25 protein-coding genes are annotated in these 26,092 nt (G+C 62.3%); 3 read left to right on the top strand and 22 right to left on the bottom strand.

Translation table 11 applies throughout. From position 1 onward, the window contains the following. The first annotated feature begins 26 nt into the window (after nucleotides 1–26). The gene (locus tag AC3ITW_RS06050; protein WP_033833389.1) at nucleotides 27–1,004 is read left to right on the top strand and encodes a hypothetical protein; all 978 of its coding nucleotides are present in this window, start codon (nucleotides 27–29) and stop codon (nucleotides 1,002–1,004) included. Between the two features lie 129 nt (nucleotides 1,005–1,133). On the opposite strand, the gene AC3ITW_RS06045 is transcribed toward AC3ITW_RS06050, so the two are convergent. From AC3ITW_RS06045 to AC3ITW_RS05940, 22 genes are all read right to left on the bottom strand, one after another. Beyond that, the gene (locus tag AC3ITW_RS06045; RefSeq protein ID WP_033833388.1) at nucleotides 1,134–1,592 is read right to left on the bottom strand and encodes a hypothetical protein; all 459 of its coding nucleotides are present in this window, start codon (nucleotides 1,590–1,592) and stop codon (nucleotides 1,134–1,136) included. Beyond that, nucleotides 1,589–2,047 (bottom strand): hypothetical protein, encoded by a 459-nt coding sequence (locus AC3ITW_RS06040; RefSeq protein WP_032960331.1) that lies wholly within the window; start codon nucleotides 2,045–2,047, stop codon nucleotides 1,589–1,591. Before AC3ITW_RS06040 ends, AC3ITW_RS06045 begins: the two co-directional genes overlap by 4 nt. 2 nt (nucleotides 2,048–2,049) lie before the next feature. Further along, on the bottom strand, nucleotides 2,050–2,430 hold the full coding sequence (locus AC3ITW_RS06035) for a hypothetical protein (protein WP_033833387.1): 381 nt from the start codon (nucleotides 2,428–2,430) through the stop codon (nucleotides 2,050–2,052). 211 nt (nucleotides 2,431–2,641) lie between these two features. Continuing rightward, nucleotides 2,642–2,899, bottom strand: a complete 258-nt coding sequence (locus tag AC3ITW_RS06030; RefSeq protein ID WP_032960334.1) for a hypothetical protein — start codon at nucleotides 2,897–2,899, stop codon at nucleotides 2,642–2,644. A gap of 75 nt (nucleotides 2,900–2,974) precedes the next feature. Further along, nucleotides 2,975–5,620 carry a DEAD/DEAH box helicase gene (locus AC3ITW_RS06025; protein ID WP_033833386.1) on the bottom strand — a complete coding sequence of 882 codons (2,646 nt, stop codon included), beginning with the start codon at nucleotides 5,618–5,620 and terminating at the stop codon, nucleotides 2,975–2,977. Between the two features lie 2 nt (nucleotides 5,621–5,622). Then, the gene (locus AC3ITW_RS06020) at nucleotides 5,623–7,278 is read right to left on the bottom strand and encodes a site-specific DNA-methyltransferase (protein ID WP_197585577.1); all 1,656 of its coding nucleotides are present in this window, start codon (nucleotides 7,276–7,278) and stop codon (nucleotides 5,623–5,625) included. Between the two features lie 131 nt (nucleotides 7,279–7,409). After that, nucleotides 7,410–7,889, bottom strand: a complete 480-nt coding sequence (locus AC3ITW_RS06015) for a hypothetical protein (RefSeq protein ID WP_057502473.1) — start codon at nucleotides 7,887–7,889, stop codon at nucleotides 7,410–7,412. Further along, nucleotides 7,886–8,929, bottom strand: a complete 1,044-nt coding sequence (locus AC3ITW_RS06010; protein ID WP_139042369.1) for a hypothetical protein — start codon at nucleotides 8,927–8,929, stop codon at nucleotides 7,886–7,888. Before AC3ITW_RS06010 ends, AC3ITW_RS06015 begins: the two co-directional genes overlap by 4 nt. A 68-nt stretch (nucleotides 8,930–8,997) precedes the next feature. Further along, nucleotides 8,998–9,312, bottom strand: coding sequence for a hypothetical protein (locus tag AC3ITW_RS06005; protein WP_139042370.1), 315 nt, complete (start codon nucleotides 9,310–9,312; stop codon nucleotides 8,998–9,000). Next, the gene (locus tag AC3ITW_RS06000; RefSeq protein ID WP_049420819.1) at nucleotides 9,309–9,629 is read right to left on the bottom strand and encodes a hypothetical protein; all 321 of its coding nucleotides are present in this window, start codon (nucleotides 9,627–9,629) and stop codon (nucleotides 9,309–9,311) included. The genes AC3ITW_RS06005 and AC3ITW_RS06000 overlap by 4 nt, the downstream gene beginning before the upstream one ends. A 232-nt stretch (nucleotides 9,630–9,861) precedes the next feature. Further along, entirely contained in the window at nucleotides 9,862–10,299 is a 438-nt protein-coding gene (locus tag AC3ITW_RS05995) for a class I SAM-dependent methyltransferase (protein WP_230548482.1), read from the bottom strand. Nucleotides 10,300–10,346: 47 nt separating this feature from the next. Next, entirely contained in the window at nucleotides 10,347–10,820 is a 474-nt protein-coding gene (locus AC3ITW_RS05990; protein WP_049420820.1) for an outer membrane lipoprotein, read from the bottom strand. A gap of 884 nt (nucleotides 10,821–11,704) precedes the next feature. Next, entirely contained in the window at nucleotides 11,705–12,718 is a 1,014-nt protein-coding gene (locus AC3ITW_RS05985) for an ArdC family protein (RefSeq protein WP_057502475.1), read from the bottom strand. Between the two features lie 67 nt (nucleotides 12,719–12,785). Next, entirely contained in the window at nucleotides 12,786–13,031 is a 246-nt protein-coding gene (locus AC3ITW_RS05980) for a hypothetical protein (RefSeq protein ID WP_049433832.1), read from the bottom strand. Between the two features lie 91 nt (nucleotides 13,032–13,122). Beyond that, nucleotides 13,123–14,997 carry a DNA primase family protein gene (locus tag AC3ITW_RS05975; protein WP_180834177.1) on the bottom strand — a complete coding sequence of 625 codons (1,875 nt, stop codon included), beginning with the start codon at nucleotides 14,995–14,997 and terminating at the stop codon, nucleotides 13,123–13,125. A 57-nt stretch (nucleotides 14,998–15,054) separates the two neighbouring features. Beyond that, nucleotides 15,055–15,216, bottom strand: a complete 162-nt coding sequence (locus AC3ITW_RS05970; protein WP_136191690.1) for a DUF3450 domain-containing protein — start codon at nucleotides 15,214–15,216, stop codon at nucleotides 15,055–15,057. A 613-nt stretch (nucleotides 15,217–15,829) separates the two neighbouring features. Beyond that, on the bottom strand, nucleotides 15,830–16,555 hold the full coding sequence (locus AC3ITW_RS05965; RefSeq protein ID WP_033833383.1) for an N-6 DNA methylase: 726 nt from the start codon (nucleotides 16,553–16,555) through the stop codon (nucleotides 15,830–15,832). Continuing rightward, nucleotides 16,548–17,237 (bottom strand): phage N-6-adenine-methyltransferase, encoded by a 690-nt coding sequence (locus AC3ITW_RS05960; protein ID WP_229295621.1) that lies wholly within the window; start codon nucleotides 17,235–17,237, stop codon nucleotides 16,548–16,550. The genes AC3ITW_RS05965 and AC3ITW_RS05960 overlap by 8 nt, the downstream gene beginning before the upstream one ends. A gap of 122 nt (nucleotides 17,238–17,359) precedes the next feature. After that, on the bottom strand, nucleotides 17,360–17,608 hold the full coding sequence (locus AC3ITW_RS05955) for a hypothetical protein (protein WP_046429568.1): 249 nt from the start codon (nucleotides 17,606–17,608) through the stop codon (nucleotides 17,360–17,362). A gap of 224 nt (nucleotides 17,609–17,832) precedes the next feature. Further along, nucleotides 17,833–18,762: a hypothetical protein gene (locus AC3ITW_RS05950; protein ID WP_046429566.1), complete on the bottom strand. Its 930-nt coding sequence runs from the start codon at nucleotides 18,760–18,762 to the stop codon at nucleotides 17,833–17,835. Between the two features lie 37 nt (nucleotides 18,763–18,799). Then, nucleotides 18,800–19,456 (bottom strand): nucleotide-binding protein, encoded by a 657-nt coding sequence (locus AC3ITW_RS05945; RefSeq protein WP_235319588.1) that lies wholly within the window; start codon nucleotides 19,454–19,456, stop codon nucleotides 18,800–18,802. Nucleotides 19,457–19,547: 91 nt separating this feature from the next. Continuing rightward, nucleotides 19,548–21,404 (bottom strand): integrase arm-type DNA-binding domain-containing protein, encoded by a 1,857-nt coding sequence (locus tag AC3ITW_RS05940; protein ID WP_224119354.1) that lies wholly within the window; start codon nucleotides 21,402–21,404, stop codon nucleotides 19,548–19,550. A 294-nt stretch (nucleotides 21,405–21,698) separates the two neighbouring features. Between AC3ITW_RS05940 and mutS the strand changes: the two genes are divergently transcribed. Both mutS and AC3ITW_RS05930 read left to right on the top strand, forming a co-directional pair. Further along, the gene (gene mutS, locus AC3ITW_RS05935) at nucleotides 21,699–24,254 is read left to right on the top strand and encodes a DNA mismatch repair protein MutS (protein WP_489390147.1); all 2,556 of its coding nucleotides are present in this window, start codon (nucleotides 21,699–21,701) and stop codon (nucleotides 24,252–24,254) included. A 194-nt stretch (nucleotides 24,255–24,448) separates the two neighbouring features. Continuing rightward, nucleotides 24,449–26,092, top strand: coding sequence for a catalase (locus tag AC3ITW_RS05930; RefSeq protein WP_100434245.1), 1,644 nt, complete (start codon nucleotides 24,449–24,451; stop codon nucleotides 26,090–26,092).

The following is a 26,092-nucleotide window of genomic DNA, read 5'->3' as shown; positions in this document are numbered from 1 at the left end:
CCTTGCCCCACTGCAAGGAGGCTTTGATGTTGATTCGGGGGGCAGAACCCGTCAGTTGCTTTGGGCTAGCCGGCTGCGATGAGAACGCGGGCACCTATGCCCTGGGATGGTGCCTGGAGCAGTCCGCAGCGCTTCGTGCGGAGCTCTTCGGTGCCATGGGGCTTGATCCGTTGGCACAGGTGGCGCTTTCCAGCCAAGAGTTCGGCATGAAGGATCGCGGGTTCACTGATTTGGAGGTTCTTTCAGGCACGGCCTTTCATCTGGTGTTTGAAGCCAAGCGACACTGGCAGGTGGCCACGCATGCGCAACTTGCCCGGTATGTCCATCGCTTGGCCGACTCGAATGTGCAGCACAAGCGGCTCATCTCGGTCAGCGCGGCTCGGAAGGATTGGGCCGTTAGGCACCTTCCCGCGGACGTCAAGGGCATCCCCGTCGATCACCTCTCCTGGTCTGAAATCCGTGCCATGGCGAAGCGGGCTCATGCTGCGACCAGAAACCAAATCGAACGCTTGTGGCTGGACCAGCTCGCCTTGCACCTATCGGAATACGGAATGACCTCCAACGCGTTTGACTCGCTCGCCTATGTGGTTTCGCTAAGCCGAGACTTGATGCCCAGCTCTCAAGAGCTGACCTGGATCGATGTCGTCACCAAGCAGGGCAAGTATTTCCATCCCATCGGTGGCAATGGCTGGCCCACTGTCCCGCCGGCCTACATCGGCTTCCGCTACCTATCGCAGTTCCGAAGTGTCCACTTCATCGAGCGCGTAGACACGGTTGATCGGCTTCAGGACGTAGACCCGCATTGGCCGGAAACCCATTCTCCGCACTTCGTCTACACCCTTGGCCCCGCGATGCGTCCAGCGACGGTGTTGCCACTGGGGAACATTTACTACACCGCCCGGCACCGGGTCGCGTTGGATCTGCTTCTTAGCGGCAAAGCAGCCACGTATGAGGAGGCGGTTGCGCTCACCAAGGACCGCCAAGCCCAGCGAGGCGAGGCCTGACACCAGGCAAAAAAATAGGCCGGGGATGAGCCAGCAGAAGGATTCCGAGGAACAAGGGATGGGCAGAAGTATGCCCAGCCTCATTCGCAGTGGTAGAGACCCTTGGCCGAAATCCCGTCTGCCTCGATGTCAGGCGTGCGTGGGAAGCTTGACCAGTCCCATCCAGTCCGACTGCGCCGTGGAAGCGCTCGCCATCAGGGGCCCGTGCCCTGGGATGACCTTGAGCTGGTCCACGCCGGCCTGGTCTTGGGGGAAGAACGGGCCGTCTGGGCTGAATATGAAATGGTCTCCCTGCAGCGTGCCGCAGATTTGACAGTGGTTGGCCACGTAGGTCTGGTTGGCCGTCTGCGAGCAGTTGGGCTTGAGCCAGGGGGCCGCGGCCCTGACCCGGGCCATCGTGCCCACGTCCAGCTCGCTGACGTATTTCAGCAGCGATGGGCCGCCTTCCTCGGGATACTCCTCGTCCTCGTTGTCGAGGAACCCAGGCACCCAAATGGCGGTCACCACGATCGACTCCGAGCACTTCCAACAAGTGAACTTGCCCTGCAGCAGGGCGTAGCTGGTGGCCGTGATATTGAGATCGGTCATGGGGACTCGTCCACGTATGCACCGCGATCCCAGGAGCGGTAGCGCCAGGGCAACACTTCCTCCAAGAAGGTGACACGGGGGCTGGGGAGGTTCTTCAGCCCGCCGATGGCGGATTGAATGCCCTTGGCATTGGACTCTGGGACAAAGAGCCAGGGCCTGGCACTCCAATCCAGCGGCACACCGCTGTCCCGAGCCAGGGCTGCCCTGACCCCAGGCCAATGCTCGTCCCACGCCCGCAGACGGGCCAGCAGCGACGGCGCGCGTGCGGCGTAGGTGATTTCGCAGAGGTAGGCCGCCTGCTCCTTGAAGCTGACCGCGACGGCGTCGCAATACCAGTGCGGGCCGCTAGTATCCGGGTTCGCGCCTTCGTTGAGTTGGATGCAGCACTGGCTGTTGACGAACAGCGCTCGGTCGGCGCGCAGATAGTCCAGCACCACACCTTCGAAGTGATCCATCGCTATTTGGGCTCCATTGCGGTTCGCAGCTCTTCCAGCCGCTCGGCTATCTTGGCGCCGGAGAGCTTGCAGCCCCCAGCGCCGCAGACGTCTTTGACCATGACCAAGGAAATGACCGAGGCACGCAGGGGGTCTTTCTTGTTGCGCTCCAGCGCCTGCCATTCGTCTGGCAACGCAGTGAGCGCGGCCGGGGCTTCTTTGCCGGACAGGTATTGGAGGCAGTTTAACGGTGCCCAGGCCAGGCCGATCTCGTTGACCAGCAGGCTGCGCAGCTCGCGTTCGCCGGCCTTGCCTTCTGCCAGGTTCAGCACCGCGTGCGCGGCGACGATGGCCTTCTGCTGGGGGGACAACTTCGCGCTGGGCCAGTTTGTGGTGCGGACCATTTCCTTGCTCTCGACATTCTGGGCATTGCCAACCTAGACGCTCGCCGTATCGCAGCTTGAGACCTTAGCGGAGAACAGCCAACGGGAGGCTACGTGATCCGCCATGCGCTTCAGCCTTCGATCCATATCTAGGATTTCAACCAAGGCATCGCGGGCTCGTATAGCGGGCGATCAACGATCCGAGAATCAGCCCGTGCGATAAGCATCCCGTTTACATCCTTCGCCCGGGTCCATCCTTACCGCCCCCAAGCTCTCTCTTCATCTTGTCGCCCACGGCTCTGTCAAAAACTTGCGCGGCCTTGCTGTAGCGCCCCTTAGCCTGATTCACCAGCTTCCGCTTGAAAGGTGTAGGACTCTCCTTCGCGACCCTTTCAGCTTCTTCAAGCTCTTTTCCAGCCTTATCCATGCTTCCTTTAGCCAAGCGCACTCTGGCTTCAATCTTTCGTTGTTCGATCTCGTCTTCGGTCACACACCCTCCTTGCACTGTATGGTCAAGCGGCCTTCCGGTGTTCGTAATACGGGGGTGAACCCCACTCACACCTGATCATTTAGAGATCGCTGCTTTAAGTTGCTCGGTGATGCTGTTGCCCTTCTCGTCCCGCAGCTGGGCCATGAGGTAGACACCTCGGCCGTTGCTCTTAGCGGCCCATAGCTCGCCGATCATGCGCTTCTCCTTCTCGGAGTCCGCGGAGTAACGGTCACCACCCTTGTATTCAACGACGAGCAGTCGACCATCTTTAAGCCGCGCCACGAAGTCCGGGTAGGTGCGCTGCTTGGACGTCGGCATCCAGAACTGGCTCTTGTCCACCAAGTTGCGAACCCAGAACTCCACCTCATCCAGCTGGTCGATGGCCTGGGCGCAGAGGAACTCCTCACCCACCTTGCCCCCAGCGGTCTTCCATTGAAGATCGCCCACGAGGGGGTAGTAGTGCTTGCGGAAGCGATACGTGCCGCCTTGGTAGTAGGCATGCGCCGGATACTGGGTCATGTCCGCCGGGTAGGTGAACATCGCACCGGGCTCGTCGCTGACCACGATGTCGGCGTCGGCACCGAACAGCGCTTGCTGGAAGCCTTCCTTGAGCGCCTCCGCCTTGGCGATCTGAAGCTGCTCGCCGAGCTTCCGTCGGAGCACGAACTGGCCATTGAGCAGTTGCGATAGCGAGAAGCCCCGATCTTCGGACAGCCCGCTGATGGACCGGCGCAACCACTCCCGCAGCACGGGCTGCTTGACCGCCGGATCACGGATCTTCTGGTCCAGCCAGCCGACCAAGTCCGCTTGAGTGCGGTCCTTGGCAAAGCCCGGCAGGTAGGTATTCACGTCGTCGTCGATCTTGGTGTAGCTCACTTTCGAATCGACCAGGTCCACCTCAAAGGTCTGGCTGTCGACGTTGAACTTGAGGCTGGACAGGTCCGGCGGATAGGCCAGCAAGTCCCAGGTGAAGCCCGGCGGCGTGGCGCCGCTCTCCACGAACTCCAGCTCGCCCTGCTCCATGACCCCCAGCCGCGGCACGCTGAACACCGCGCCGTTCTGGCTAGGGGCTTTGACGGCCTTGGCGGCGATCTGGTGCCGCTGGATTGTAGCCGCCGCTTCCTCGCGCTCCTTGGTTGGCACAGCCTTGGTGATCGCTTCCACGGTGGACTCGTCCACCTCGCCCGTGATCTCCACCGAGCCGCCCTTGCCTTCCTCGTTCGGAGTGAAAACAACGCTGGTCTGGTCCCGAGCAGGGATACCAGTAAGATCCGGTTGTTTGCTCACGGCAATGGTGGTCTTGGGCGTCACGGGAACCGGATTGACCTTGCCGCCTCGCAAGTCCAAGCCGGGCCCAGGTGTGGGATCCGCCAGCACCGCGCCCACGGCCTCCAGCGGGTTGAACCCGATGTCGATGAGCGACTTGGTGAGCTCTGCGGCAGCCAGATTGAACGCCGCAGTGGTGACGTGCGCGTAGGCCTTGTTCATGGCCTCCTGCTTGCGGCGGGTGGCATACGGCATGCGCAGCACGCGGCCCAGCAGCTGCTGGATGTCCTTGTCGCTCTTGACCTGGGCCACCGAGCAAAAGACGTAGGCAAAGGAGCAATCCCACCCTTCCTTGAGCGCTTGCTTGGTGATGATGACCTCGATGGGGCAGTCCTTGGCGAACAGGTCCACCCCGTCGATCTCCCGCTGATCGCCCGTGGCGATGGCAATCGCCTTCTCGGGCACCTTCTCGTTGTCGATGAGGTGCTTCTTGACCTCCTCGACCGTGGCGGTGCCTTTGGCGTTTTCGGCTTGGATGAGCAGGATCGGCCGGATGTAGTCCGGCTCGCCCAGCGCGGTCTTGCCCAACTCGTTGCGGCGGGCCACAGCGCTGCCCACGGCGACTTCCCATTGCCCCACGTGCTCCTTGAGCACGACTGGGAACTTGATCATGTCCGCGCCCTTGAGCTCAAAGGCACTGACGCTGACCAGCACGTTGCTCTTACTGGCTTCCGGCGTGGCCGTGAGCTCCACCACGACCTTGGCACCAAGCCGCTCGTAGACCTGGTAGGACAAGGGCGTGTTGGCATTGTGGGCTTCGTCGGTGATGACCAACGGACCGTGAAGTTTCAGCAGATTGGCAAAGGACGCGATGGCCTTTCCCGCCTTGTTCTGCTCCAAGTAGGGCAAATCGGACACGCTGCCGGCGAAATGGGGCTCTAGGTCCTCGTGGTGCTCATAGACCTTGCGCCCCTCCTGGTTCTCCACGCGCAGCGCGGCCATCGTCGAAATGACCACGCAGACCTTGGTTCCCAGATCAGCGGGGCGGATGTGGGTGAAGTCCTCCACATCGAACACGGCGACCTTGCCCCCGAACGCCTCGTCCAGTTCTTGCCGGTAGGGGTGTCGGGGGTTTTTGAAGGCTTCCAGCGTCTGGGTCTTGATCTGGGTGGTGGGGACCATCCACATGACCAGCGGAAACTCGCGCTCGAGGTAGGCGTCACCTGCCGCCTGGATGATGTGTGCGCCCATGACGGTTTTGCCGCCGCCCGTCGGAATGCGCAGGCACACGTAGGGCGAGGCCTCCAGATGAGGCATGGGTTTGTATTGCGTGACCAGACCGGCATCCACGTTCTTCTCAAACGCGGATGCGGCGCCAGTCAGCCGGGCGTCTTCGAGGAACTGGGCCAGGCTGGACAGGGCCCGCTGCTGATACACCTTGAGGGAGAGAGCCATGCTTAGCGTGCCTTGATGTCGTAGGGGGTCTGTTTGAAGGTGATCTGGAGTTCTTCCAGACGCTCCTTTGGCAAGTCGCAGGACTCCCCGTAGATCACCTTGGGCCCGTCAAAGGGCTGCAGGCCTTTCAACACCCGCTTGGTCAGCACGTTGCCGCCGGTCTTGCTCTCATCGCCCAAAATGCCGTTGAACAGCAGGTAGTAGCCGATCCCATGGTGCTCACCCAGGAACGACTGCTTCGGGGCTCGAGTGGAGCGTGCGGCACCAGTCTCGGCGAACCAGACGTGGGCGGCCAGGTGCTCGAACTTGATGCCGTCGCGGATGTGACCCTCGTCATCGAACACGGGCACGCCGAGCTTGTAGAAGCGAAAGCCACCGCCACCTTTCCAACCGACTTCTTTCGAAATACCTGATTGCTCTCCTTCCACAACGGATACAAGCCTCGCTTGGCAATGGCTTCGCGCCTGGTCACCTCGCTCAATACCAACAAACCTGCGATTGAGCTTCAAAGCAACTGCTGCTGTCGTCCCGCTTCCAAGAAAACTATCGAGAACAAGGTCCCCAGGTTTAGTCGTTAACTCAATGCAACGACGCAGGAGCCGCTCGGGCTTTTTACCTTTCTTAAATGTCACGCCGCCCTCGCCAGCAATACCCTCCCACGAGATATCACTCCAGATATTCGTAAGCATTGAGGAGGCGACAGGCTCTCCATCAATCTCAACAACGTTCTTGCTGTAGAAAAGGATTTGCTGACCGTCCAAGATGTAGACCGTATCGAGCGATTCGCCCCGCTCCAGCTTTAGAACCTCACCAGGTCGACTGAGAGACTCTTTCTTTAGATCAACGATTGCCTGACCCGCACCGGAGTCGCTAATGGATGCTAAGCGGCAGACTTGGCTTGAGTTCTTCAGAACCCACTTGTCGAAGTGCTGGAGAATAGACTTAGGGTGTTTGATCCTTGCGTTCCGTGGCACCTCAGCGTATTTATCGGCAAGAGACGAAAACCTCCATTCACTCTCAGGCAAATCCCGGTTCTCCAGCCAAAGGTTGTAGGCATAGTCAACACCGCGTGGAATGCGGGCACTTACGTCTTCAAACTTCTCTTTGTTCTTGGCATACCAAAGAATGTATTCCGATGCTTTGAATACACCAGGATTGACAGTGCTAAATGCAGAAGGAGAGCGGGCAGCGATAGTTATCCTGTTGACGAAGTTGGACCGGCCAAAAATCTCATCCAGCATCACCTTCGCATAGTCAACCTCGTTATCGTCCAGATGAAGAAAAAGAGATCCCTTCTCTGAAACAAGCTCGTGGATGAGTTCGAGCCTGGCATACATCATTGACAACCAAATCGAATGCTCGAAGTTGTCGTCGTATTTCGGGAACATCGCTCCGGTATTGAACGGCGGGTCTATGTAGACGCAACCAACCTGGCCGGCGTAGTAAGGCAGCAACGCCTTCAACGCATCCAGGTTGTCGCCCTCGATCAGCATGTTGGGAGCGTCCACCTCCCCATAGGACAAGCTTGCCACCGGCTCCAAGAGTCGATAGGGCGTCAGGGCGGAGCGGGTCAGGTCCTCATCACGGTCGGACCAGTTGAGCAGTGGCATCGAATACATCCCCTCGAACAGGCTCCAAGTATCCTTCAACGGGTGCATTTGGGCCAATCCCTAAGGGACCATCCGGCTCTAAATCATTGATCGAAATGAGCTTTGCGAAATAGGAAACCGGCGGGGCTTTAGAGCCTGACGACGCATCGGCACTTGGGCCTGGAGATATGTCTCGGCTACTACGTGCTGAGGCCCGCATTCCTGCAGTAGCGATACACGGCCGAGCTGCTCACCCCGAGCTCCCGCGCCAACTGAGCCCGGCTGACCTCCTTTAAGCGAGCCCGAACCTGGTCCAGGGCCAGCCCCCGCAAGGTGCGGTGCTCCGGCCCTTTCAGGACGCGCCCCAACCAAAGGGCTTGGCGGTCCAGGCCGATGGTGGCCGGCGACACGCCCAAGCGCTGGGCCACCTCGACCGAGGTCAGCCCGGCTCGGACCAGCCGCTGCACCTGCTGGCGACGCTCAGCGAGCTCGCGGGCTTGGCGGTCCCGGAACGCCTGCCGTCCGGAGCCCGCCAGGCGGTGCCGCCGGACAAAGCGGTTCACGGCTTGGTGGGTGACGCCCAGGCGTTGGGCCAAGGCGCGCTGAGTCCCCCCTTCGTCCAGCAAGGATTGAACCTGGGCCGGGGAGCGGCCGCCGAGGAAGCCTTTGCGTGGAATCATGATGGAGCGGCCTGACGACGTCGCCCATCGCGCGGCGCTTTGAGACCTGCTCTTTTCATGTAAACAGATATAGACGACGCGCTGACCCCAAGATGCAGAGCCACAGCGTTGGCCGTCTGGAATCGGACGAGCAGGATCTCGACCTCTGCTCGACTCAAGCCCGAGAGGGTCATTTTCTCCGCCGGTTTACGCATGCCCGGAAGCTTCAGCGGTTTGCGGTCGGTCGATGGTGTGTTGGCCTGGCGGCATCGCCCGTCCCGTGGCGCTTTGAGGCCGGCTCTCTTCATGTAAGAGGACACATGCGCCCCACTGGTTCCGAGATGCAACGCCACTGCCTTGATGGTCTGGAATCGAGCAAGAAGGGCCTCGATCTCTGCTCGACTCAAGCCCAAAAGGGTCATTTTCTCTGCCGGCAGACGCACACGCGGCAGCTTCAGCGCTTTGCGGTCGGCCGTTATGCACGCGTATGGCACGGCCAACTGTTGCGCCATTTCAGACACCGATAGGCCGGCCTCGCTCAACCGGCGCACCTCTTTGCGCCGAGCCAGAACAACCGCCTTCTTTCCGTTTTGCGGTATGTCCAGTTCGTATTTCTTGCAAAACAGGCTAACCGCTTGCTGCGTGACGCCGATCCGAGCCGCCACACGGGTGCGGGTGCCCAGTTCGTGGAGCAGGCTCAGCACTTCCTCAACCGAGTGCCCTGCAATGCTCCTCGGTTGTCGTTGGCAGACCGGCAACCGCAGTCCAAGGGCTTGAGCATCTTTCTGCAAGGTGTAAACAGCCACCCCGAGGAACCTTGCGATGTCCTTTCGTGCCATGCCGGCCTGAATGCAGGCGCGGACCGCATAGCGGCGTTGGCTCACATACGCCCGGTAGCGCTCCGAGGGCATGGCATCCGCAGGATCCACACGCTGGGCGTGCTCGATTTGCTCCGCTTCGCCGTGTGCGTTGCGGTGCGCGGCCAGGGCGTCGTCCACGTCCTTGCTGAAAGGCGTGTTGCGTTGGGCTGCGTCGTAGATGGCCCGGATGTCTGCGGGCATCGGCAACAGCTCGATGCCATCCGGCCCGGGAAGAACGCCTGGGGCAAACAAGGTGGACGGCTCGCGTGTCATCGGCCCACCCAGTAGCCCAGCCCCGCGCTAAGCAAGGTGGCCGCGTATAGAGCGGCGTCCTCAGCGCTGGAAATGTTGAGGGCCATTACCACCGCCCCGAATGCGAGCGTGAGGACGCAACCCGCGAAGATCCCCCCAAAAATCGCGAAATCCACGTAGAGCGATGCGTCGCGCTTCCCGGCGCAGAAAAGGGCCAGCGATTGCTTTACGGTCGGGTAAGTCAACGCGATCATAAAAGAGAGAAACGCCGCCGAGCAGAGAAACACAGCAAGGACCAGCACGGAAATAACTAGCATCGTCAACGCACTCATCCGCGCGACCTCCCCTTGCCCCAGAAAAAGGCCAGCAGACAGAGCACCGCGACCGTGCCGAGGACAAACAGGCCTCCCCCGGTGGCGAGCTGGTGCCAGACGCTGAAGGTGGCTTGGGCCAAGAACGCGGCGATGACCACCATCCCAACTCCAAACAGCCCGCCATGGATCACGACGCGGCCGTGCGTGCGAGCGTCTCGCTCACCGCCTCTTACCCGTTGCCAGGCTGCCTTAGCGTCGCCAAAGCGCTTGAACGTCCAGAGCGGGACCAGGACCATGAGGCCAAGCAGGGTCAGCAGAAGGATCGCGCTCACCATGGGCGGCCTCCCGCGCGACTCCTCAGCGGGCGCGCCTGGAAGGTGAGAGGTTGGCCCCACTGGCTGGGCTTGAGATTCCACGCCATTGGCAGGTGGTGCAGCTCGTGAGGTTGCGCAGGGGAGCAGTCCATGCCATCCAGGATTTGGAGCGCAAAGGGAAGCGCACGGAGTTCCTCGGCCAAAGAGTCCATGCCGTCCCAGACAAAGGCCCCAGCCGAAATAGATATAGCCATCAGCGCTGCCCCTTCATAAAGCAGATCCAGTGCGTCGCTGCACGCTTGCCGCTGGGGTGACCGAACAGGGGCCTCTCATCCGTCAGTGCCAAGATTTCGCTGACCTTGATCTGGGTTTCGTTCCACTTGAAGACCAGCACCCCCGAAGGCTCCAGCACGCGAAAGCATTCGGCGAACCCGGCTCGCAGGTCTTCGCGCCAAGTGCTGGGGTTGAGGCAGCCATACTTGGCGCGCATCCAGCTTTGCTCCCCCGCTTTGCGCAAGTGAGGCGGATCGAACACGACCAGCTTGAAGCGCCCGTCCGGGAATGGCAGGGCTCGAAAGTCCATGCCCTGGTCCGGGCGAACTTCCAGGTGCCGGCCGTCGCACAGTGTGTGTTCCTCGGAACGGATGTCGCCGTAAATGGCGCGCTCGTCGGCTCGGTCGAACCAAAACATGCGGCTACCGCAACACGGGTCTAGCACTGCTTGAGTGGAGCCATCCATCAGCGCTGCCCCTCAATCGGCACAACGCGGGTCTTGCTGCCCCTACCCGTCAAGAACACCTTGTCACCGGCGCGGATCGGCAGGTCATCGGCCTGAACAATGGCAATGACTTTTCCGGTCTCCAGATGGCGGACATACACTTCCATCCCGCGGCGCTTGCTCACCCCGTTTTGGATGGCCGTGCCGGCGACGCCCCCAATCACCCCACCCGCCACCCTGGCGGCGCTGCGGTAGTCGCCTTTGACCTCGCGAGCGGCCCCATAACCCACGGCCGCGCCGATGGCGGAACCGGCGTTGAGGCGATTGTCAGATTTGATGTCCACGCTGCGGACCATCAGCACCTCGCCCAGGCGGGCGTTCTGAACGGACAAGGTTTCGCTGGCGCCGTATCGGCGGGCGGAAGTAGTGTCAGCAGCCGAGGCCGTCAAGGGGAGCAGGCCGACAAGGGCCAGAGAAAGAACCAAAACGCGCATGAGGCCTCCTTTTTTGAATGGGTTGCACCATCCATAACAAAAGGTTTGGTTTGCGCAAGGGGATCTGGAAAAGAAAGAGGCGGCTTTCGCCGCCTTTCTCGTTACTTACAGGGATGCGCTTCCGAAATATCCGACGCGACGGCATCCCTCCCAACACCGCGAACACAAACGGCCGGCGGTGAAAGCCGTGGCTGGTCGCCAGCCCGCACGATCAACCGGGTGGTTCGGCCGAGAACGTCAACGGCCACTGCCAACGAACGGCCGTCGCTCCAAGGACGGTCGAAGGAGCCTTCGAGCTGAACCCTTCCTTCTTGGACCTTCTCCCAAGCGATACCCCCGGCATTGAGAAGGCTGGGGAAATCGTCCAGGGTCGCGCCCTTGGGCAGGTCTACCTCCCCCAACAGGTCACGGAAGTGGCCGCAGTTTCGCTCTCAAGTGGAGCAGTGCCGGGCTGACTGGAACACCCCGCAGAGAGCAGCAACGCACCGGCGATGGCCGACAAACAAAGATTGCGCATAGATCCTCCTTTTTTGTGTGAGTAGAAATACCCATAACAAAGAAAAGGGGATGCGCAAGGGGCTGCAAAGAGAAAAGGGTGGCGTTCGCCACCCCTCTCAATCCAGCGTAAGAAGCTCAAGAAACAACATGGCGCTTAGTTAAACGGCCTAGGAAATCACTAACCAAGCATTCTTTCAACCCCGACGACGGCAAACGTCGGAAACCAAGGATTATAACAACAGCAAGGATAACCACCCAACCACCTTCTAACCGCTCACCCTGGAAAAGTTCTCAGTTAGAAGTAGAGGAATCGGACCACAGCCGGGACTTCCCCCAGCACATTCATTTCTAACTCGAAACCTCAAAAGGTCAACCCCCTACCTGCGCTAAGCAACCTGGCGTTCCTTGCGTCGCGATGGGGTCCTTCGACCGGCTTCCGTCTTTCGCCCCTGCTCCATGTCCTGCTCCTTCTTGACCTGCGGCAGCGGCTCGCGTTCAAACGCCGGGATGTCCAAAAAGGTCATGACCTTCTCCGCTTGGCTGGCTGCGCGGAACAGGGTCCTGGGGTCATCGGCCAGGGCTTTCATCCAGGACTGCAGGTAGGCGGCGTGTTGCTCTTCGTGCTCCTTGCCCAGGGCAATACCCAGGCGCTCGGAAATGAAAAGGCTGGACAACTCCGCCACCAGTTCCTCTTTTGCGTAGTCCTGGCTGCCGAACCGACCGGCCTGGTCGCGGTCGAGCCGGTGTTTGGCGCCGGTCCAGTGGGCCAACTCGTGGAGCAACGTGGCCTGATAGCTGACGTCATCTCTGAAAGTGTGGTGCTTCGGCAGGTGAATCGAATCCGCGGCGATGGAGTAGAACGCTCGGTTGCCACCGTCGTGATGAAGTTTTGGCTGGTGCTTGTCCAACAACTCCCGCACACGCAAGTTGCGGATCGACTCGGGCATGACGAAGGGCGGCGGGGGCTCGGGCATGCCGTCCATTTGGCTGGCATTGAACACCGTGGCGACGAACACCGATGGCCCTTGGTATCCGTTCTTCTCTTCGCCCTCGGTCAACGGCTCGGCCCCGTCTTTGGCCTTGCCCGTCTTGCTGAAATCCCAGTAGGCGATCCGCTGCCCCTTCTCGCCGCGCTTGACCTGGGTGCCAATGCTTTCGGCCTGGCGATAGGTCAGCCAGCGGTCGTCTTGGTAGCCATGGGTTAGTTGGGCACCGCGCAGGATGAGTGTGTTGCTGCCGCGATAAGCCTTGCCCGTGGTCGGGTTCCAAGGCCCGTTGATCGAGCCGTTCTGCGGGGCGTCGGGATCATTCCATGGGCGGCGCCAGGGGATGGTGCCCTGCTGCATGAGCGCAAGCATTCGCTCGGCGGTGGCTTGGATGAGATCGGAATACTTGGACATGCGGGGTTGCCTCAAATCTTTTTCAACCTCCTGCGCCTCCAAGCGGGTGGTTGTGGGTGGGGTCGGGTCAGAACTCGATATGAAGGGTCAGACTCTTGCGGTGATACAACGCTCGCCGCACCAGCTCGGCGATTTCGTCCTCGCTGCGCAATCCCTGGTCGCCGTCTTTTCCCAGACGGACATGGAGACCAAACCCGCTTTGCACGAGCAAGTATTGCGGGTCCGCTTCCGGTGTCTCTGGGCTCTCTAGATCGGCCAGGCTGATGGCCGATTCGGGGAACGCGTCGTCGGGGATGTGGTTGGGCGATGGCATGGGGGCTCCGTTTTGGTTTGGATACCCCTTTGCAATAGCGCAACGTCGCCGGTTGTAAAGGCCTGCCCCGGAAATGCCCGGCGTTGCTGGGTTAGCCGGCCTTCTTCTTTTCCGCTTCGGCCTTGCGTTGCTCGCGCGCCTGTCGCTCCCGGCGATCCTGCCTCTCCCATGCGGCGGCGTTCTTGGCTTGGCGCTCCCGTTCGGCGCGGCGTTCCGCCTGGACCTGCTCGTAGGGCGTATTGGTGAAGCCAAAGACGTCTCGGATGGCATCGGGCATGTCGGCGAAGTCCTGCTCGTCTTGCCGTTCGGCGGCGACGGCCAGTGCTTCGTTCTGGGCGTCGTTGGCCGCCTTGGCCTGCTCAGATTCGGATTGGCGGGCTTCTGGGGTCAGGGCCTCCAGCCGCTTGAGCTCCTGCTCTTGTGCGCGCTCGGCGTCGGTCTGCTCGCCCTTCCAGCAGCAGAGGTAGCAGTCCAACTGCTCGCCCTCCACGCGCCGATTCGACGGGCGCCCACGCAGGTGCCCGGCAGTCTTCAAGCCGCGGGTGAACTGGCGCTGCGAGAGGATTTCCTCCGGTTCAAAGCCCTTCTTCTCGCACCAGGCCGCATAGCGGGCATGGATGGCCTTGACGCTTTGCCACTGCTCACTGCCAGCGGCGGCACCGAACTGCACGCGGTCGGCATGGGCCCAGGCGGCGATGGAATCGGCGTTGTGGATGACGGCCTGCTTGTAAGCACGCGCAGCCTCCGGGAGCTCGTGGTCGGCCATGAAGCGACCGCGGGCCACGACTCGGCGGGCGCCTTCCAGCATCCAGTCGAGGAACAACTGGCCTTCTTCTGCAAGCAGCTTCTTGCTGAAGTCAGGAATGCGGTCACTCTCCGGGATCACGTTCGCCCACTCCACGATGGAGAGGCGGCGGGCCACGCCGCCGGACTTGTCGCGGAAGAACGGCGCGGAGTTGGAGCTGATGATCCACTTGGCCTTGGACTGGTAGTTCAGAACCGAGAGGTGCTTGCGATTGATCGCGATGCCGTTGCCGCTGACCAGGGTCTTGAACGTGCCCTCTTTCCACTTCTCGCACTCCACCTCATCCACCAAGATCAGCTGGCTGCCCAGGATGCCTTCGAGTGCAAACGTGTCGCTCAACGTGCCCAGGTCCAGGCGGGCCACTTTGTTGTGGACGCCTTCGACGCACTCGGCCAGCGTGCTCTTGCCGCTGCCGGCGGCGCCATGCCACCACGCCGCGATCTGATAGGAACCGGGCAGCAAGGTCATCCCGCACTGCTCCTGCACCAAGGCGCGCACGCCTTCGTCCGGCAACGCATGGGCCAGGAACTTGCCCAGCAGGCTATCGGCCGGCACGGAGCTGGGGATGTAGCGCTGGCCGGGCGTGGCGCCCGTGGCGATGTTCAGGGCGTGGGTCATGCCGTAGCGCGGCTGGGGTTCCAACGCCTGGATGCTGTCGGCGGTGATTTCCAGGTAAGCGTCAGCGCAGGGGACCACCGCCCGCTTGGGTTCCAACTGCGGCAACGCGCTTTGCTGGCCTAGGCGGGTGCGGGCGTAGGCCCAGCAACTCGAAGCGAGCTTGTCGCTGGCCTTTGCGGGGATGTTGGCATCGAGCCAGTCGGACGCCAGGCCGTCGCCGAGGCCGCGGTGAACCAGCGCCCAGTGATTTGCACTCCAACGGTAGACCAGCGTCGATTGCGTCGCGGATTCGTCGCGGACGCTGGCCCAGAGGTGGCCGTCGAGCCCCAACTGGAGGTGGCGAGCGAACAAGAAGTCCAGGCTTTCCGGGCGCAGCTCGCCTTTGTTGAGCTTGGCTTGCTTGTGGCGATCCAAGGCCCGTTGTTCAACCTTGAGATTGCTGGCGTAATCCCGCCGGTTTTTCTCCCAGTGCTTTTCGATGAGAAAAGCAACCTCAGGGGGGTTGACGACCGACGGATCTTGAGGGAGATTGTTCGTAGACATTGTAGTTCGGCTCCAACGACTCCCCGCCCGGCAAGGCGGGGTTTCGCGTTTGTGGGGTTAGGCGACGTGCGGCAACGCGTTGTCGAGGATCCGGCGCAGCTTCTCGCTGGGAGAAATCCCCGACCGCTTGGCTTCGGCTTTCAGCCGCTCAATCAACGCCCTTTCCATGCGGGCATTGAAAGGGTCTTTGCGTGGGGTTTGGTTCTGCTGCGTGCTCATGGGTTCTCCGTGTTGCATCCGTAATACATTCAAGAAAGCAGGTTTCTTGAAACCGTCAAGCCCCTTCCCCAGAAATATTTTTTAGCTGCTGGTTAACTTTTCTGCTGGTTTTCTGTTTTTTCTTAAACCAGCAGACAAACCAGCAACTAAAAACCTTCCAAGTGATTGTTTAATCTCGTTTTTGTTCAAAAAATAAGCTAACTGCTGGTTTGCTGGTTAAAAAAACAGGTTTACGCTACGCGCCAACGTCTCATTTGGTCGAGAGATTTTCACTTATTCTTAACATTTTACAGTTGCAGAGAAAAAGTGAAAAAAATTAACCAGCAAACCAGCAGGAGCCTTCAAAGCCTTACGTGACAAGGGTTTTGCTGCTGGTTTGGCTGCTGGTTAACGGTTTTGGGGTTAACCAGCAGGAGCGTTAACCAGCAGTCTTTCCTAACAAACCGATACGGTTGGATTATTTTTCGTATGGAATGGCTTTCAGGAAAGCGGGGTAACAAGCACTTGTTACCCGGTTTCTGCGGATTGAAGAGCAAAAGCAAAAGCGGCTTGGAGCAAGAGCCGGCGGCTGCTCGCCGCCGAGTCTTGGAGAGGGGAAAGGCGGGCCTCCGGCCTACTCGTAGTTGAAGGAGTGGGACCAGAACCCGCATCGCCTAGGGTCGGCCAACTCGTCCCCTTCTGCCTGCCCCTCTCCTTCCGTCTGCTTTTTTCCTCGGACCAGCTCGTTTCCCACCGTCACTTTGACTTCCCTAAGCGGCAGGGAATGAAAGGTCTGGTTCATGTGAATCTGCAAAGCTGTCATCGCTGCGCACAAGGGATCAATGTCTCCCGCGCGAACCCGGATTTCATTGCTTGAAATGAGGTTGAGGCGACTCCGGATCGCGGCCAGGGCCAGTGAGCCGGCACCACAACAACAGTCATAGACGTTACCCACGCTGGCACTGGGGTGCCGCCAGGTGAGGTTGGTGGCAAGGGCTTGAACCAGATCGAGAAGATCGCCGGGAGTGAAAGACTGCCCCAGCCCTTCCCCGCCCTTCCTGGCCAGCAGCTCGGCATGGACCTGCCCAAGAATGTCTTCAAACGGCCTGCTTGCAGCGACAGCGTCGAAGTAAGCGGTGATGGCCGCCCCCACCTCGGCCACTGCGACGGCTCTTTCTTGCAAGGGGGTAAATGCAAGCACTTTGGGGTCGATGTGAGCCACCAGCTTCACGTGGTAAATCCCGAGTGACATCAGCGCGTGCTGAACAAACGTTTCGACTGCAACCCGCGGATTCCACGGTTTGCCATCGGTGGAAGGGATGGCGCGAATGGCCTTCACCAGGTTGGCGACCTCATTCATCGTTGGCCGCCCCCATGTCAGCATCCAACACCCAACTCACACGCGCGAAATCCAGCTCCAAGTAACACCCGCGGATCTGCCCCTCCCTGACCGCCCGCTTCAAGCGACGGGCACCCTCCTCGCCGTAGGCAATCCACGCAGGGCCAGCAGGGGGCGCGTCACCTACGTCTCCGTTGGCCCGGTGGAACTTCAGGCGGCCCTCCTGGAAAACCACCGCGCTGATGTTGGGATGGTTGAGCACGAAGCGCTGAAACCACTTGGTTTCCGTCCTCGCAAACACCAGGGCGATGCCACCGCCCGGGTGGTTGGCCATCTTCTCCATCCAGGCCTCTTGCCCCCGGCCGAACGGCGGGTTCATGAAAACGAAGGCATCCGCCGGCCATTCCGACGCCAGGCCGTCATCGCTGGGCTTGAGCATCCGAGCCGCGGTGGGCCACGGCATCCCGTTCTCGGGCGTTGCCGGATCCAGGTCGAAGGGCCCCAGGCCAGTGTAGCCTTCCTTCGGGCTGCCCCAAATGAGCTCCGGCGGGGTGAGCCAGGTGTCCGTGCTTTGTGCTGCGGGCAGGCGGTCGTAACCGACCATGGCGGACGCGAGCTTGGTGGCGCGAGGGGCCGAGGTGTTCTTGCGCTGCTTCGGCAGGGACAGCGCGCTGGGGTCGAAGGGGTGAGCAGCAGCGTTCATGGGAAATCTCCAGGGTTGAGGGGTTTTTGGGCAAAGCTCCGCCAGCACGGCTGGTCGGCCGCGTTTCGCGAAAAGGGTTGAGGGGGTTGGGCCTAGGCCCGGGTTACCGCTGCGCTGCTGGCTTAGCCGTTGGCGGCGTCGGCCACGTCCAGGAAGCTGTCCAGCGTTGCCAGCTGCAGGGTGAGCACCCGGGCGGGGTGGTGGCCGCGCATGTCGCGGTTGGGCACGATGACCGACGTGCTGGTGTCAGCGGCGAGCTGGGTCAGGGCCTGAGGCAAGGCGTCGGCCAGGGCGTCGATGAGGACCTGCGGTGTCAGGGTGGAGAAGTGGGTCGAGAGCGAGGGGTCGAGCGAGAGGATGAGCGGCTGCATGGCGGTGTCTGTGTCGATTGGTGTGGCGCCAGCCTATCGATCAGGACATGGGAATCGGGCCCAAAAGGGGCGCTTGCCCCTTTCCCGTGCGGACACAAAAAAGCCCCAAGGGCGACCTGGGGCTTGAGCGGGTGAACAAGGCTGCGGCGGAAGCCGCGGCCTCCCTGCCTTTTCTTCCAAGACCGAGCCGGCGGGTAGCCGGCGAGAAATGCTCCAGCCTCCGGTCAGAACGGGCACGGCTTGCGAGCCTGACCTGTGGCAGCCGGCAGGGTCAAATCGAACAACGCCTCGCGAACCTCGGACTGAAGCATCTGCACGTCGCGCTCCTCTCCCCTCCACATGTCCAGCATTGCCGCCTGGACGGCTTGGGCGGTTGGGCTTTCCTCTTGAGCAACCGCCTCACGGGCTTTTCGGATGTCTTGCTCCACCCGGGTTAGGAGCTGGGCCAGCTCGCCCTGGGCGCTTTCCAGCAGCTCCTTGTAGCGTCCCGCGCAATCCTTTTTCAGCGCCTCGTCCGCCCAGGGCAGCGTGAACGCTTCGGGCAGCGTGGCTTCCTTTTGCATGAACATCACCACGCCCCGCTCGTCCTGCTGGAGCGCCCCACGCGCGCCACGCAGCAGCGCTGCAAGTGCAACCCTCTCCTCTTCACTGAGGTGGGAAAGGTCCAGCGTTGACACCTTGCCGTCCACCAGCCCCAGGCGGATCTGGGTTTTTTTGACCACTTGGAACGTCGCCGCTGGCCTTTTGACGGTTGCCCCAAGCAAGTCCTCATCGCGCCGAGACTCACGCCAGCGGCGAACCTTGGGGGCGCCCCTCACCCCTTCTGCCCATTCCAGAAGTCGGGGCAGGCCAATGGCCGCATGCTTGCCATCGTCTGCAAGCAACGGACCTGTTTCGCTGTCCATCGTTGCGAGAACCCGGAAAACCTTTTGGTTGATTCCCAGAAGTCCAGCGGCCTGCGCCGATGTCCACGGCGGGCTCAACTCCACCTTCGTTTTCGCCTTGGCCGCTTTCGCCTCTTGGTCAATGTCGTTCTTCAGACGCTTCCAGGAGACGCCCTCGCCGGCCAGGAACGCCGGGTGCTTTTGGCCCCAGGTTTTTCTGTAGCGTTTTAACAGCTGTGTTTCCGCTTCCTGCTTGGAATCAAGGGACATGGGTTTGCCGCATGGGTGGAATGACGATGGTAGCCGGTCAGAACCGGAACGGTGTGCGAGTGATTGGGTCCGCCGCGGGCGGCAGGCCGTCGTCCAAGCCTTGCGCACGGGCTTGGTTCCGGACCGCCCTCCACGCCGCCTGGAACGCGGATTGTGCCGCCTCCATTGCGTCATCGAATGGCTCGCGCGCCGCGACGCTGGTCCAAGGCTCCAGCAGCGCCTCGGCCAGGGGGGCCTCCCAGAGTTCGCCCTCGGCCAGGGCGCGATCCAGGGTGTCCTCGTCCACGGTGAGCACGTGCCCGGCAATCAGCCCTCCCACCACCGCCCATGGGTGGGGAATGGCCCAACCTTCATGGGACGTGATCAACGCAGCAAAGCGCCCGGCGTTCTTGCGCAGCTTTTCCAATGCCACCTTGGCCTCGTGGATCTGCCGCTCCAGCTCCAGCTCTCGCTGCTGTTGGCTCAAGCGCTCCAGCTCAGCGCTCAGCCGACGCTCTTTCGCTGACCTGCCCTGACGCCCATCCTTCCAAGCCACCAGTTCGTCGTAGTCGTATTTCACACGCTGGTTGGGGCCATTGACGGCGCTGCCGGTGGCCTTCTGAAAGCGGGGCCCGGTGGGCGGGGTGCGTCGCCTCCACTCGCCCAGCGTGTCGGCATGGATGCCCAAGAACCACGCGGCGGCCTTGGCGGACACCAACCCGCCTCCAGCGCTCTTCGCCCGGGCCAACTCTGCGTTCCAAGAGGCTTCCGCTTTGGCTTGGAACGCCTCTTCTGTGCGAACGGGCTCAATCCTCGTCATCGAGCGCCACCTTCTGGTTGCGTGCTGCAAAAATCGTCACTGGCGGGTCGTTGACCTCATCCAGCCGCGGCTTGTCCGTGCCCTTCCAGCGGTTCCAGACCCGGGGACTGCTCGCCATCATGTGCTCTTCCACCACGGCAAACGCTTGACGCAGGACCGACCACTCCTGCTCGGTGTAGATCGCGTCGGTGGCCGCGGAATCCTTGTCCTTGATCCGGTGGTGAAGCATCTGCGACACGACCCGGGCCTTGGTGCCGTGAATCCGTTCGGCATAGCGCCCCAGAGTGCGACGCAAATCGTGGGGGGTCAGGCCGATGTCCACCTCCTCGCGCAAATCGATCAGCCCAGCGTCGCGACGCACGTTGGCGATGATGGATTTGCTGTCGGAGTAATGACCCGTTTTGCTGCGCCCGGACCTTGCCGGAAAGACGAACCGGGTTCGATCCAACGCGTGCTCAGCGTCGGCCACCGCCGCCTCCAAGGCGTCGATCAGTCCCCGTTGCCCACCCCGTTTGCTCGCGGCGCTCAGCGCGGCCTTGGCGGCCTCCAATCCCTGCTTGGCCCCTGTATCGTCTGCGCGCTCGTTGAAGCGCCGCTGCAGGACGCGCTCGGCGAAGTAGGTGACGGGCAAGAACCGCTGCTCCTTGTTCTTGGTCTCGAAAAGGTAGACCTGGCTGCCCGCCCGCTTGGTGGTCGGGTTGATGTCCTCTGGCCCCGCCAGCCAGACCCAGGACACCATTTCCTGCGACAACTCTCCGGGCGTGCAGCGGTCATACCAGCGCAACGGAGCAGCCTCGCTGCGCCGTGTTCCCCAAAGCAAGGTCAGCAGCAGGTAGTCCGCCCCGGCCGCATTGCGCCCGCCTTGTTCGTCCCGCCGTGCTGCAATGGCTTTGAGGACCTTGGGCAGCGTTTTGTCGTCCAGGGGATTGCGAACCTCTGCCCGGCTGTAATGGTTTCGCAGCTCGTGCGCTTCCCGGAGCATGTCGCGGGTATGGATCACCACCAGCGGGTTGTAGAACTGGCGCTGGGGACGGCCAAACCGATGATCGCGGGCTCTTTCCTCGTCGATGAGGAAATCCACCGCTCGCCTGGCGTCCGAAAACGTGTGTTCCGTTGAACTCAACCCTGCAGCTCGCACCCGCTGGATGTATTTGCCGGTGATGCCCAACGCTTCCAGCTGGGAAACGGTGAGCTTGGCCCAATCCGCCACCTCCGCCAGCTTTCTGCTCATGTCCCGCGGAATGCGATTGGACAGTTGCATGGAACTGATCCGGCAAGCATCAAAGGCCTGCTGGATGACCTCCAAATGGAGCTCGTTCAAGGTTTTGTCCGCCAACCCAACCGTGGGGCGTGAAAGGCGGGCCAAACTGTCCCTCACCGCGTCCACGCTGGCCGGCTTGATCTTCTTGTTCTTTGCGCGGGCGTCCAAGTGGGCGATGTAACGCTCCAATGCCTCGCGCAGGGTCAGATCCCCGAACTCTTTTTCCGATTCCCTTTCCAGCGTTTCCAGCAACTGCTGGCGCTTGACGTGGACGGGGTTCTTCCCCGTTTCCTTCAACAGCGCCAGGTGCTCCCTGCACGCCTCCCTGGCCTCGTCCAGCCCCATGTCGCTCACGTTGCCCAAGGTGAAGCGGATCGGCGTGCCCGTGGGCCCTCGTTTCTGGCCAACGTAGGTGGTCATCGTGGAGCCGACCCGGAAGCCAAACCCCGTGGGAGCCCCCGGCCCGCCGTCCAGCACCACGTAAGCCTTCCCGTCCGGGCGCGGGACCAGCCGAACCTTTCCTTGCGCATCCAAGGCCGGGCCTTTGTGGACCGACAGCGCCAGCACCTGGGCGTAGGTCAAACTAAACTTGAGCGAACCCGCCCTACTGCTTGACGCTGGACTCTTCATCGCATGCCCCTCCGGGTGCCGGTGTTGCTACAGTAACGCACGCCCGCGGTCATTGCTACACGGCGTTGCTACACCCCACCCCACCCCATCCCGCGCCCGTCGCTATATCGTCACTACAGAAAACACCGTCACTCGCCCTCATTCGCCTCGAATCACCGTCACTCCACTCAAAGCCCTTCAACTCAAGTGATTGATATTAAAGAAAACAACAGCGCCAGCAAGGGCTCGAAGGAACACACGCCTGCGATGAAGCAGTTCTTCGCAGCCAAGTCCGAGTACCCGGACCTGCTGCTGTTCTTCCGCATGGGCGACTTCTACGAGCTGTTCTACGACGACGCGCGCAAGGCCGCGCGCCTGCTCGACATCACCCTGACCCAGCGCGGCAGCTCCGGCGGCGCGCCGATCCCGATGGCCGGCGTGCCGGTGCATGCTTACGAGGGCTACCTGGCCCGCCTGGTGGCTCTGGGTGAATCGGTGGCGATCTGCGAACAGATCGGCGATCCGGCGCTGGCCAAGGGCCTGGTCGAACGCAAGGTGGTGCGCATCGTCACCCCCGGCACCGTCACCGACGAGGCGCTGCTGGACGAACGCCGCGACACCCTGCTGATGACGCTGTCGCGCAGCAAGCAGGGCTACGGCCTGGCCTGGGCCGACCTGGCCGGCGGACGCTTCCTGGTCAACGAAGTGGATACCGATGATGCGCTGGAGGCCGAACTGGCACGCCTGGAGCCGGCCGAGCTGCTGGTGCCCGATGAGGAGAACTGGCCCGAGTTCCTGCGCCAGCGCAGTCGCGTGCGCCGCCGCGCGCCGTGGCTGTTCGACGCCGACAGTGGTCGTCGCCAGCTGCTGAACTTCTTCAAGCTGCACGATCTCAGCGGTTTCGGCATCGATGACAAGCCACGTGCCACCGCTGCTGCCGGCGCCCTGCTGGGCTATGTGGAAGAAACCCAGAAGCAGCGCCTGCCGCACCTCACCTCCATCTCGATGGAAACCGCCGGCGAAGCGATCGCGATGAACGCGGCAACGCGTCGCCACCTGGAACTGGATACACGTGTCGACGGTGATACCCGCAACACCCTGCTCGGTGTGCTCGACAGTACGGTAACGCCGATGGGCGGCCGCCTGCTGCGCCGCTGGCTGCATCGCCCGCTGCGCCTGCGCGAAGTCCTGGTGCAGCGCCACCACGCGGTGGAAACGCTGATCGATCGCGGCAGCGACGCCGACATCCGCGAGCAGTTCCGTCGCCTTGGCGATCTTGAACGCATCCTCACCCGCGTCGCGCTGCGCTCGGCACGACCGCGCGATTTCTCCACCCTGCGCGATGGCCTGGGCCTGCTGCCGGCCGTGCGCGAGGTGCTGGCACCGCTGGATTCGCCGCGCCTGCAGACCCTGCATGCCGCACTTGGCGAGCACGACGAATGCGCGCATCTGCTGGCCAGCGCCATCGCCGAAATGCCACCGCTCAAGCTCAGCGATGGCGGCGTACTGGCCGACGGTTTCGATGCCGAGCTGGATGAACTGCGGCGGCTGTCGACCCACGCCGACCAGTTCCTGGTCGATCTGGAACAGCGCGAGCGCGAGAGCAGCGGCATCGCCACGCTGAAGGTCGGCTACAACCGCGTGCACGGCTACTACATCGAAATCAGCAAGGGCCAGTCCGAGCGCGCGCCGGTGCATTACACCCGCCGGCAGACGCTGACCAACGCCGAGCGCTACATCACCGAAGAACTGAAGGCGTTCGAGGACAAGGTGCTGTCCGCGCGCGACCGCTCGCTGTCGCGAGAGAAGTACCTGTACGAGCAGTTGCTGGATACCCTCGGCACACAGCTGGAACCGCTCAAGCAATGCGCTGCCGCGCTGAGTGAACTGGACGTGCTGGCCGCCTTCGCCGAACGCGCGCAGGCGCTGGACTGGGCGCGCCCGGAACTGCAGGCCGAGCCGTGCCTGAAGATCGAACGCGGCCGCCATCCGGTAGTGGAAGCGGTGCGCGACCAGCCGTTCGAGCCGAACGACCTGGACCTGCATCCGGACCGTCGCATGCTGGTCATCACCGGCCCCAACATGGGCGGTAAATCAACCTACATGCGGCAGAACGCGCTGATCGTGCTGCTGGCCCACATCGGCAGCTTCGTGCCGGCCAGCCGTGCGCTGATCGGACCGATCGACCGCATCCTGACCCGCATCGGCGCCGGTGATGATCTGGCCCGTGGGCAGTCCACCTTCATGGTCGAGATGGCCGAGACCAGCTACATCCTGCATCACGCCACCGCGCACTCGCTGGTATTGATGGATGAGATCGGCCGCGGCACGTCCACCTACGACGGCCTGGCGCTGGCCGATGCGGTGGCCCGCCACCTTGCATACGAGAACCGCTGCTACACGCTGTTTGCCACCCACTACTTCGAACTGACCGCGCTGGCCGACGAGCAGCACGAGGGCGGCCGCAGCGGCATCGCCAACGTGCATCTGGACGCCGTCGAGCACGGCGAAGCACTGGTGTTCATGCATGCAGTGAAGGATGGCCCGGCCAACCGCAGCTTCGGCCTGCAGGTGGCCGCCCTGGCCGGCCTGCCGCGCGCCACCGTGGCGCAGGCGCGCAGGCGCCTGGCCGAGCTGGAACAGCGCGGTGGTGAAAGCCATGCCGCCGAGTTGGCGCCGCAGGCGTTGGATGCACCGCAGCAGTTCGGCCTGTTCGCGGCACCGTCGAGCAAGGCGCAGGACGCACTGGCCGCGATCGACCCCGACGAACTGACCCCGAAGCAGGCGCTGGAAGCGTTGTACCGGTTGAAGGCGCTGCTGTAACCGCAGCGCGCGCCCATGGCCTCCCGCCGCCTTGCGGGAGGCCTGTTGAAAGACTGTGCAAATCCGATTCTGCGTTTCAATTGACAGAATCTATCAACCTGAATGAATCATTCGATTATTCATTTCATCTGGCCATAGCTAAAGTCGAGTGAAGATGTTTCTCCCACGTCTTCACCGCCACCAGGAGCCAGCCGATGAGCCAGTCCGACAACAACAACGCCAAGTGCCCGTATCACACCGCCCCGTCGCCGGAGCAGGGCGCCGAGCAGCAGCGCGAGCTGAGCACCACGCCCAAGCAGAAGCACGGCGATGACCCGGTCACGCCGATGACCACGGCCTTCGGCGCACCGGTGGTGGACAACCAGAACAGCAAGACCGCCGGCCCGCGTGGCCCGCTGCTGATGGAAGACGTCTGGCTGCTGGAAAAGCTGGCCAACCTCAACCGCGAGATCATTCCCGAGCGCCGCATGCATGCCAAGGGCTCGGGCGCGTTCGGCACCTTCACCGTCACCCACGACATCAGCAAGTACACCCGCGCCAGGCTGTTCGAGAAGGTCGGCAAGCAGACCGAGATGTTCGCCCGCTTCACCACGGTGGCCGGCGAGCGTGGCGCCGCCGACGCCGAGCGCGACATCCGCGGCTTCGCGCTGAAGTTCTACACCGAAGAAGGCAACTGGGACCTGGTCGGCAACAACACCCCGGTGTTCTTCCTGCGCGACCCGCGCAAGTTCGCCGACCTCAACAAGGCGGTCAAGCGCGACCCGCACACCAACCTGCGCAGCGCGCGCAACAACTGGGACTTCTGGACGCTGCTGCCCGAAGCCCTGCTGCAGGTGACCGTGGTGATGAGCGACCGCGGCATCCCGCGCAGCTTCCGCCACATGCACGGCTTCGGCTCGCATACCTACAGCTTCACCAATGCCGACAGCGAACGCTTCTGGGTGAAGTTCCACTTCGTCAGCCAGCAGGGCATCGAATCGCTGACCGACGCACAGGCGCAGATCCTGGTCGGCCATGACCGCGAAAGCCACGGCCGCGACCTGTTCGCCGCGATCGAGAAGGGCGACTTCCCGAAGTGGAAGCTGTTCATCCAGGTCATGCCGGAGCTGGACGCGGAAACCTACCGCGTGCATCCGTTCGACCTGACCAAGGTGTGGCCGAAGAGCGACTACCCGCTGATCGAAGTGGGCCAGTTCGAACTGAACCGCAATCCGGTCAACTGGTACCAGGACGTGGAGCAGTCGGCGTTCGCACCGAGCAACCTGGTGCCGGGCATCGGCCCGTCGCCGGACAAGATGCTGCAGGCGCGCCTGTTCGCCTACTCCGATGCGCAGCGCTACCGCCTGGGCGTGAACCACCACCAGATTCCGGTGAACGCAGCGCGCTGCCCGGTGCACAGCAACCACCGCGACGGTGCGATGCGCGTGGACGGCAACTACGGCGGCCTGCCGCACTACGAGCCGAACAGCTACGGCCAGTGGCAGGAACAACCGCAGTACCGCGAACCGCCGATGAAGATCCGCGGCGACGCCGACTTCTGGAACTTCCGTGAGGACGACGCCGACTACTTCAGCCAGCCCGGTGCGCTGTTCCGCAGCTACAACCAGGCACAGAAGGACCGCCTGTTCGCCAACACCGCCCGTGCCCTGGGCGATGCACCGGACTTCATCAAGCAGCGCCACATCGACAACTGCAGCAAGGCCGACCCGGCCTACGGCGCCGGCGTCGCTGCGGCCCTGAAGGCGCTGGCCAGCCAGCCGTCGGATCCGTTCAAGCCGGCCCAGCCGGAAGCGGACTTCCCCACCGCCACCCCGGGCGCCGAAGACATCGAGCTCTGA

Source organism: Stenotrophomonas sp. KH_052 (genome assembly GCF_057838755.1).
This window is presented reverse-complemented; position numbering and strand designations above follow the sequence as displayed.

Excerpts from the sequence above, each read along its gene's own strand:
- AC3ITW_RS05930 (WP_100434245.1), top strand. The coding sequence starts at position 24,449 with ATGAGCCAGTCCGACAACAACAACGCCAAGTGCCCGTATCACACCGCC.
- AC3ITW_RS06015 (WP_057502473.1), bottom strand. The coding sequence starts at position 7,889 with ATGATTCCACGCAAAGGCTTCCTCGGCGGCCGCTCCCCGGCCCAGGTT.
- AC3ITW_RS06010 (WP_139042369.1), bottom strand. The coding sequence starts at position 8,929 with ATGCCCGCAGACATCCGGGCCATCTACGACGCAGCCCAACGCAACACG.
- AC3ITW_RS06045 (WP_033833388.1), bottom strand. The coding sequence starts at position 1,592 with ATGACCGATCTCAATATCACGGCCACCAGCTACGCCCTGCTGCAGGGC.
- AC3ITW_RS05985 (WP_057502475.1), bottom strand. The coding sequence starts at position 12,718 with ATGTCCAAGTATTCCGATCTCATCCAAGCCACCGCCGAGCGAATGCTT.
- AC3ITW_RS05960 (WP_229295621.1), bottom strand. The coding sequence starts at position 17,237 with ATGAACGCTGCTGCTCACCCCTTCGACCCCAGCGCGCTGTCCCTGCCG.
- AC3ITW_RS05990 (WP_049420820.1), bottom strand. The coding sequence starts at position 10,820 with ATGCGCGTTTTGGTTCTTTCTCTGGCCCTTGTCGGCCTGCTCCCCTTG.
- AC3ITW_RS06050 (WP_033833389.1), top strand. The coding sequence starts at position 27 with ATGTTGATTCGGGGGGCAGAACCCGTCAGTTGCTTTGGGCTAGCCGGC.
- AC3ITW_RS06025 (WP_033833386.1), bottom strand. The coding sequence starts at position 5,620 with ATGGCTCTCTCCCTCAAGGTGTATCAGCAGCGGGCCCTGTCCAGCCTG.
- AC3ITW_RS06000 (WP_049420819.1), bottom strand. The coding sequence starts at position 9,629 with ATGGTGAGCGCGATCCTTCTGCTGACCCTGCTTGGCCTCATGGTCCTG.
- AC3ITW_RS05970 (WP_136191690.1), bottom strand. The coding sequence starts at position 15,216 with ATGAGCACGCAGCAGAACCAAACCCCACGCAAAGACCCTTTCAATGCC.
- AC3ITW_RS06035 (WP_033833387.1), bottom strand. The coding sequence starts at position 2,430 with ATGGTCCGCACCACAAACTGGCCCAGCGCGAAGTTGTCCCCCCAGCAG.
- AC3ITW_RS06020 (WP_197585577.1), bottom strand. The coding sequence starts at position 7,278 with ATGCACCCGTTGAAGGATACTTGGAGCCTGTTCGAGGGGATGTATTCG.
- AC3ITW_RS05975 (WP_180834177.1), bottom strand. The coding sequence starts at position 14,997 with ATGTCTACGAACAATCTCCCTCAAGATCCGTCGGTCGTCAACCCCCCT.
- AC3ITW_RS05980 (WP_049433832.1), bottom strand. The coding sequence starts at position 13,031 with ATGCCATCGCCCAACCACATCCCCGACGACGCGTTCCCCGAATCGGCC.
- AC3ITW_RS06005 (WP_139042370.1), bottom strand. The coding sequence starts at position 9,312 with ATGAGTGCGTTGACGATGCTAGTTATTTCCGTGCTGGTCCTTGCTGTG.
- AC3ITW_RS05995 (WP_230548482.1), bottom strand. The coding sequence starts at position 10,299 with ATGTTTTGGTTCGACCGAGCCGACGAGCGCGCCATTTACGGCGACATC.
- AC3ITW_RS05955 (WP_046429568.1), bottom strand. The coding sequence starts at position 17,608 with ATGCAGCCGCTCATCCTCTCGCTCGACCCCTCGCTCTCGACCCACTTC.
- AC3ITW_RS06040 (WP_032960331.1), bottom strand. The coding sequence starts at position 2,047 with ATGGATCACTTCGAAGGTGTGGTGCTGGACTATCTGCGCGCCGACCGA.
- AC3ITW_RS05965 (WP_033833383.1), bottom strand. The coding sequence starts at position 16,555 with ATGAATGAGGTCGCCAACCTGGTGAAGGCCATTCGCGCCATCCCTTCC.
- mutS (WP_489390147.1), top strand. The coding sequence starts at position 21,699 with ATGAAGCAGTTCTTCGCAGCCAAGTCCGAGTACCCGGACCTGCTGCTG.
- AC3ITW_RS05950 (WP_046429566.1), bottom strand. The coding sequence starts at position 18,762 with ATGTCCCTTGATTCCAAGCAGGAAGCGGAAACACAGCTGTTAAAACGC.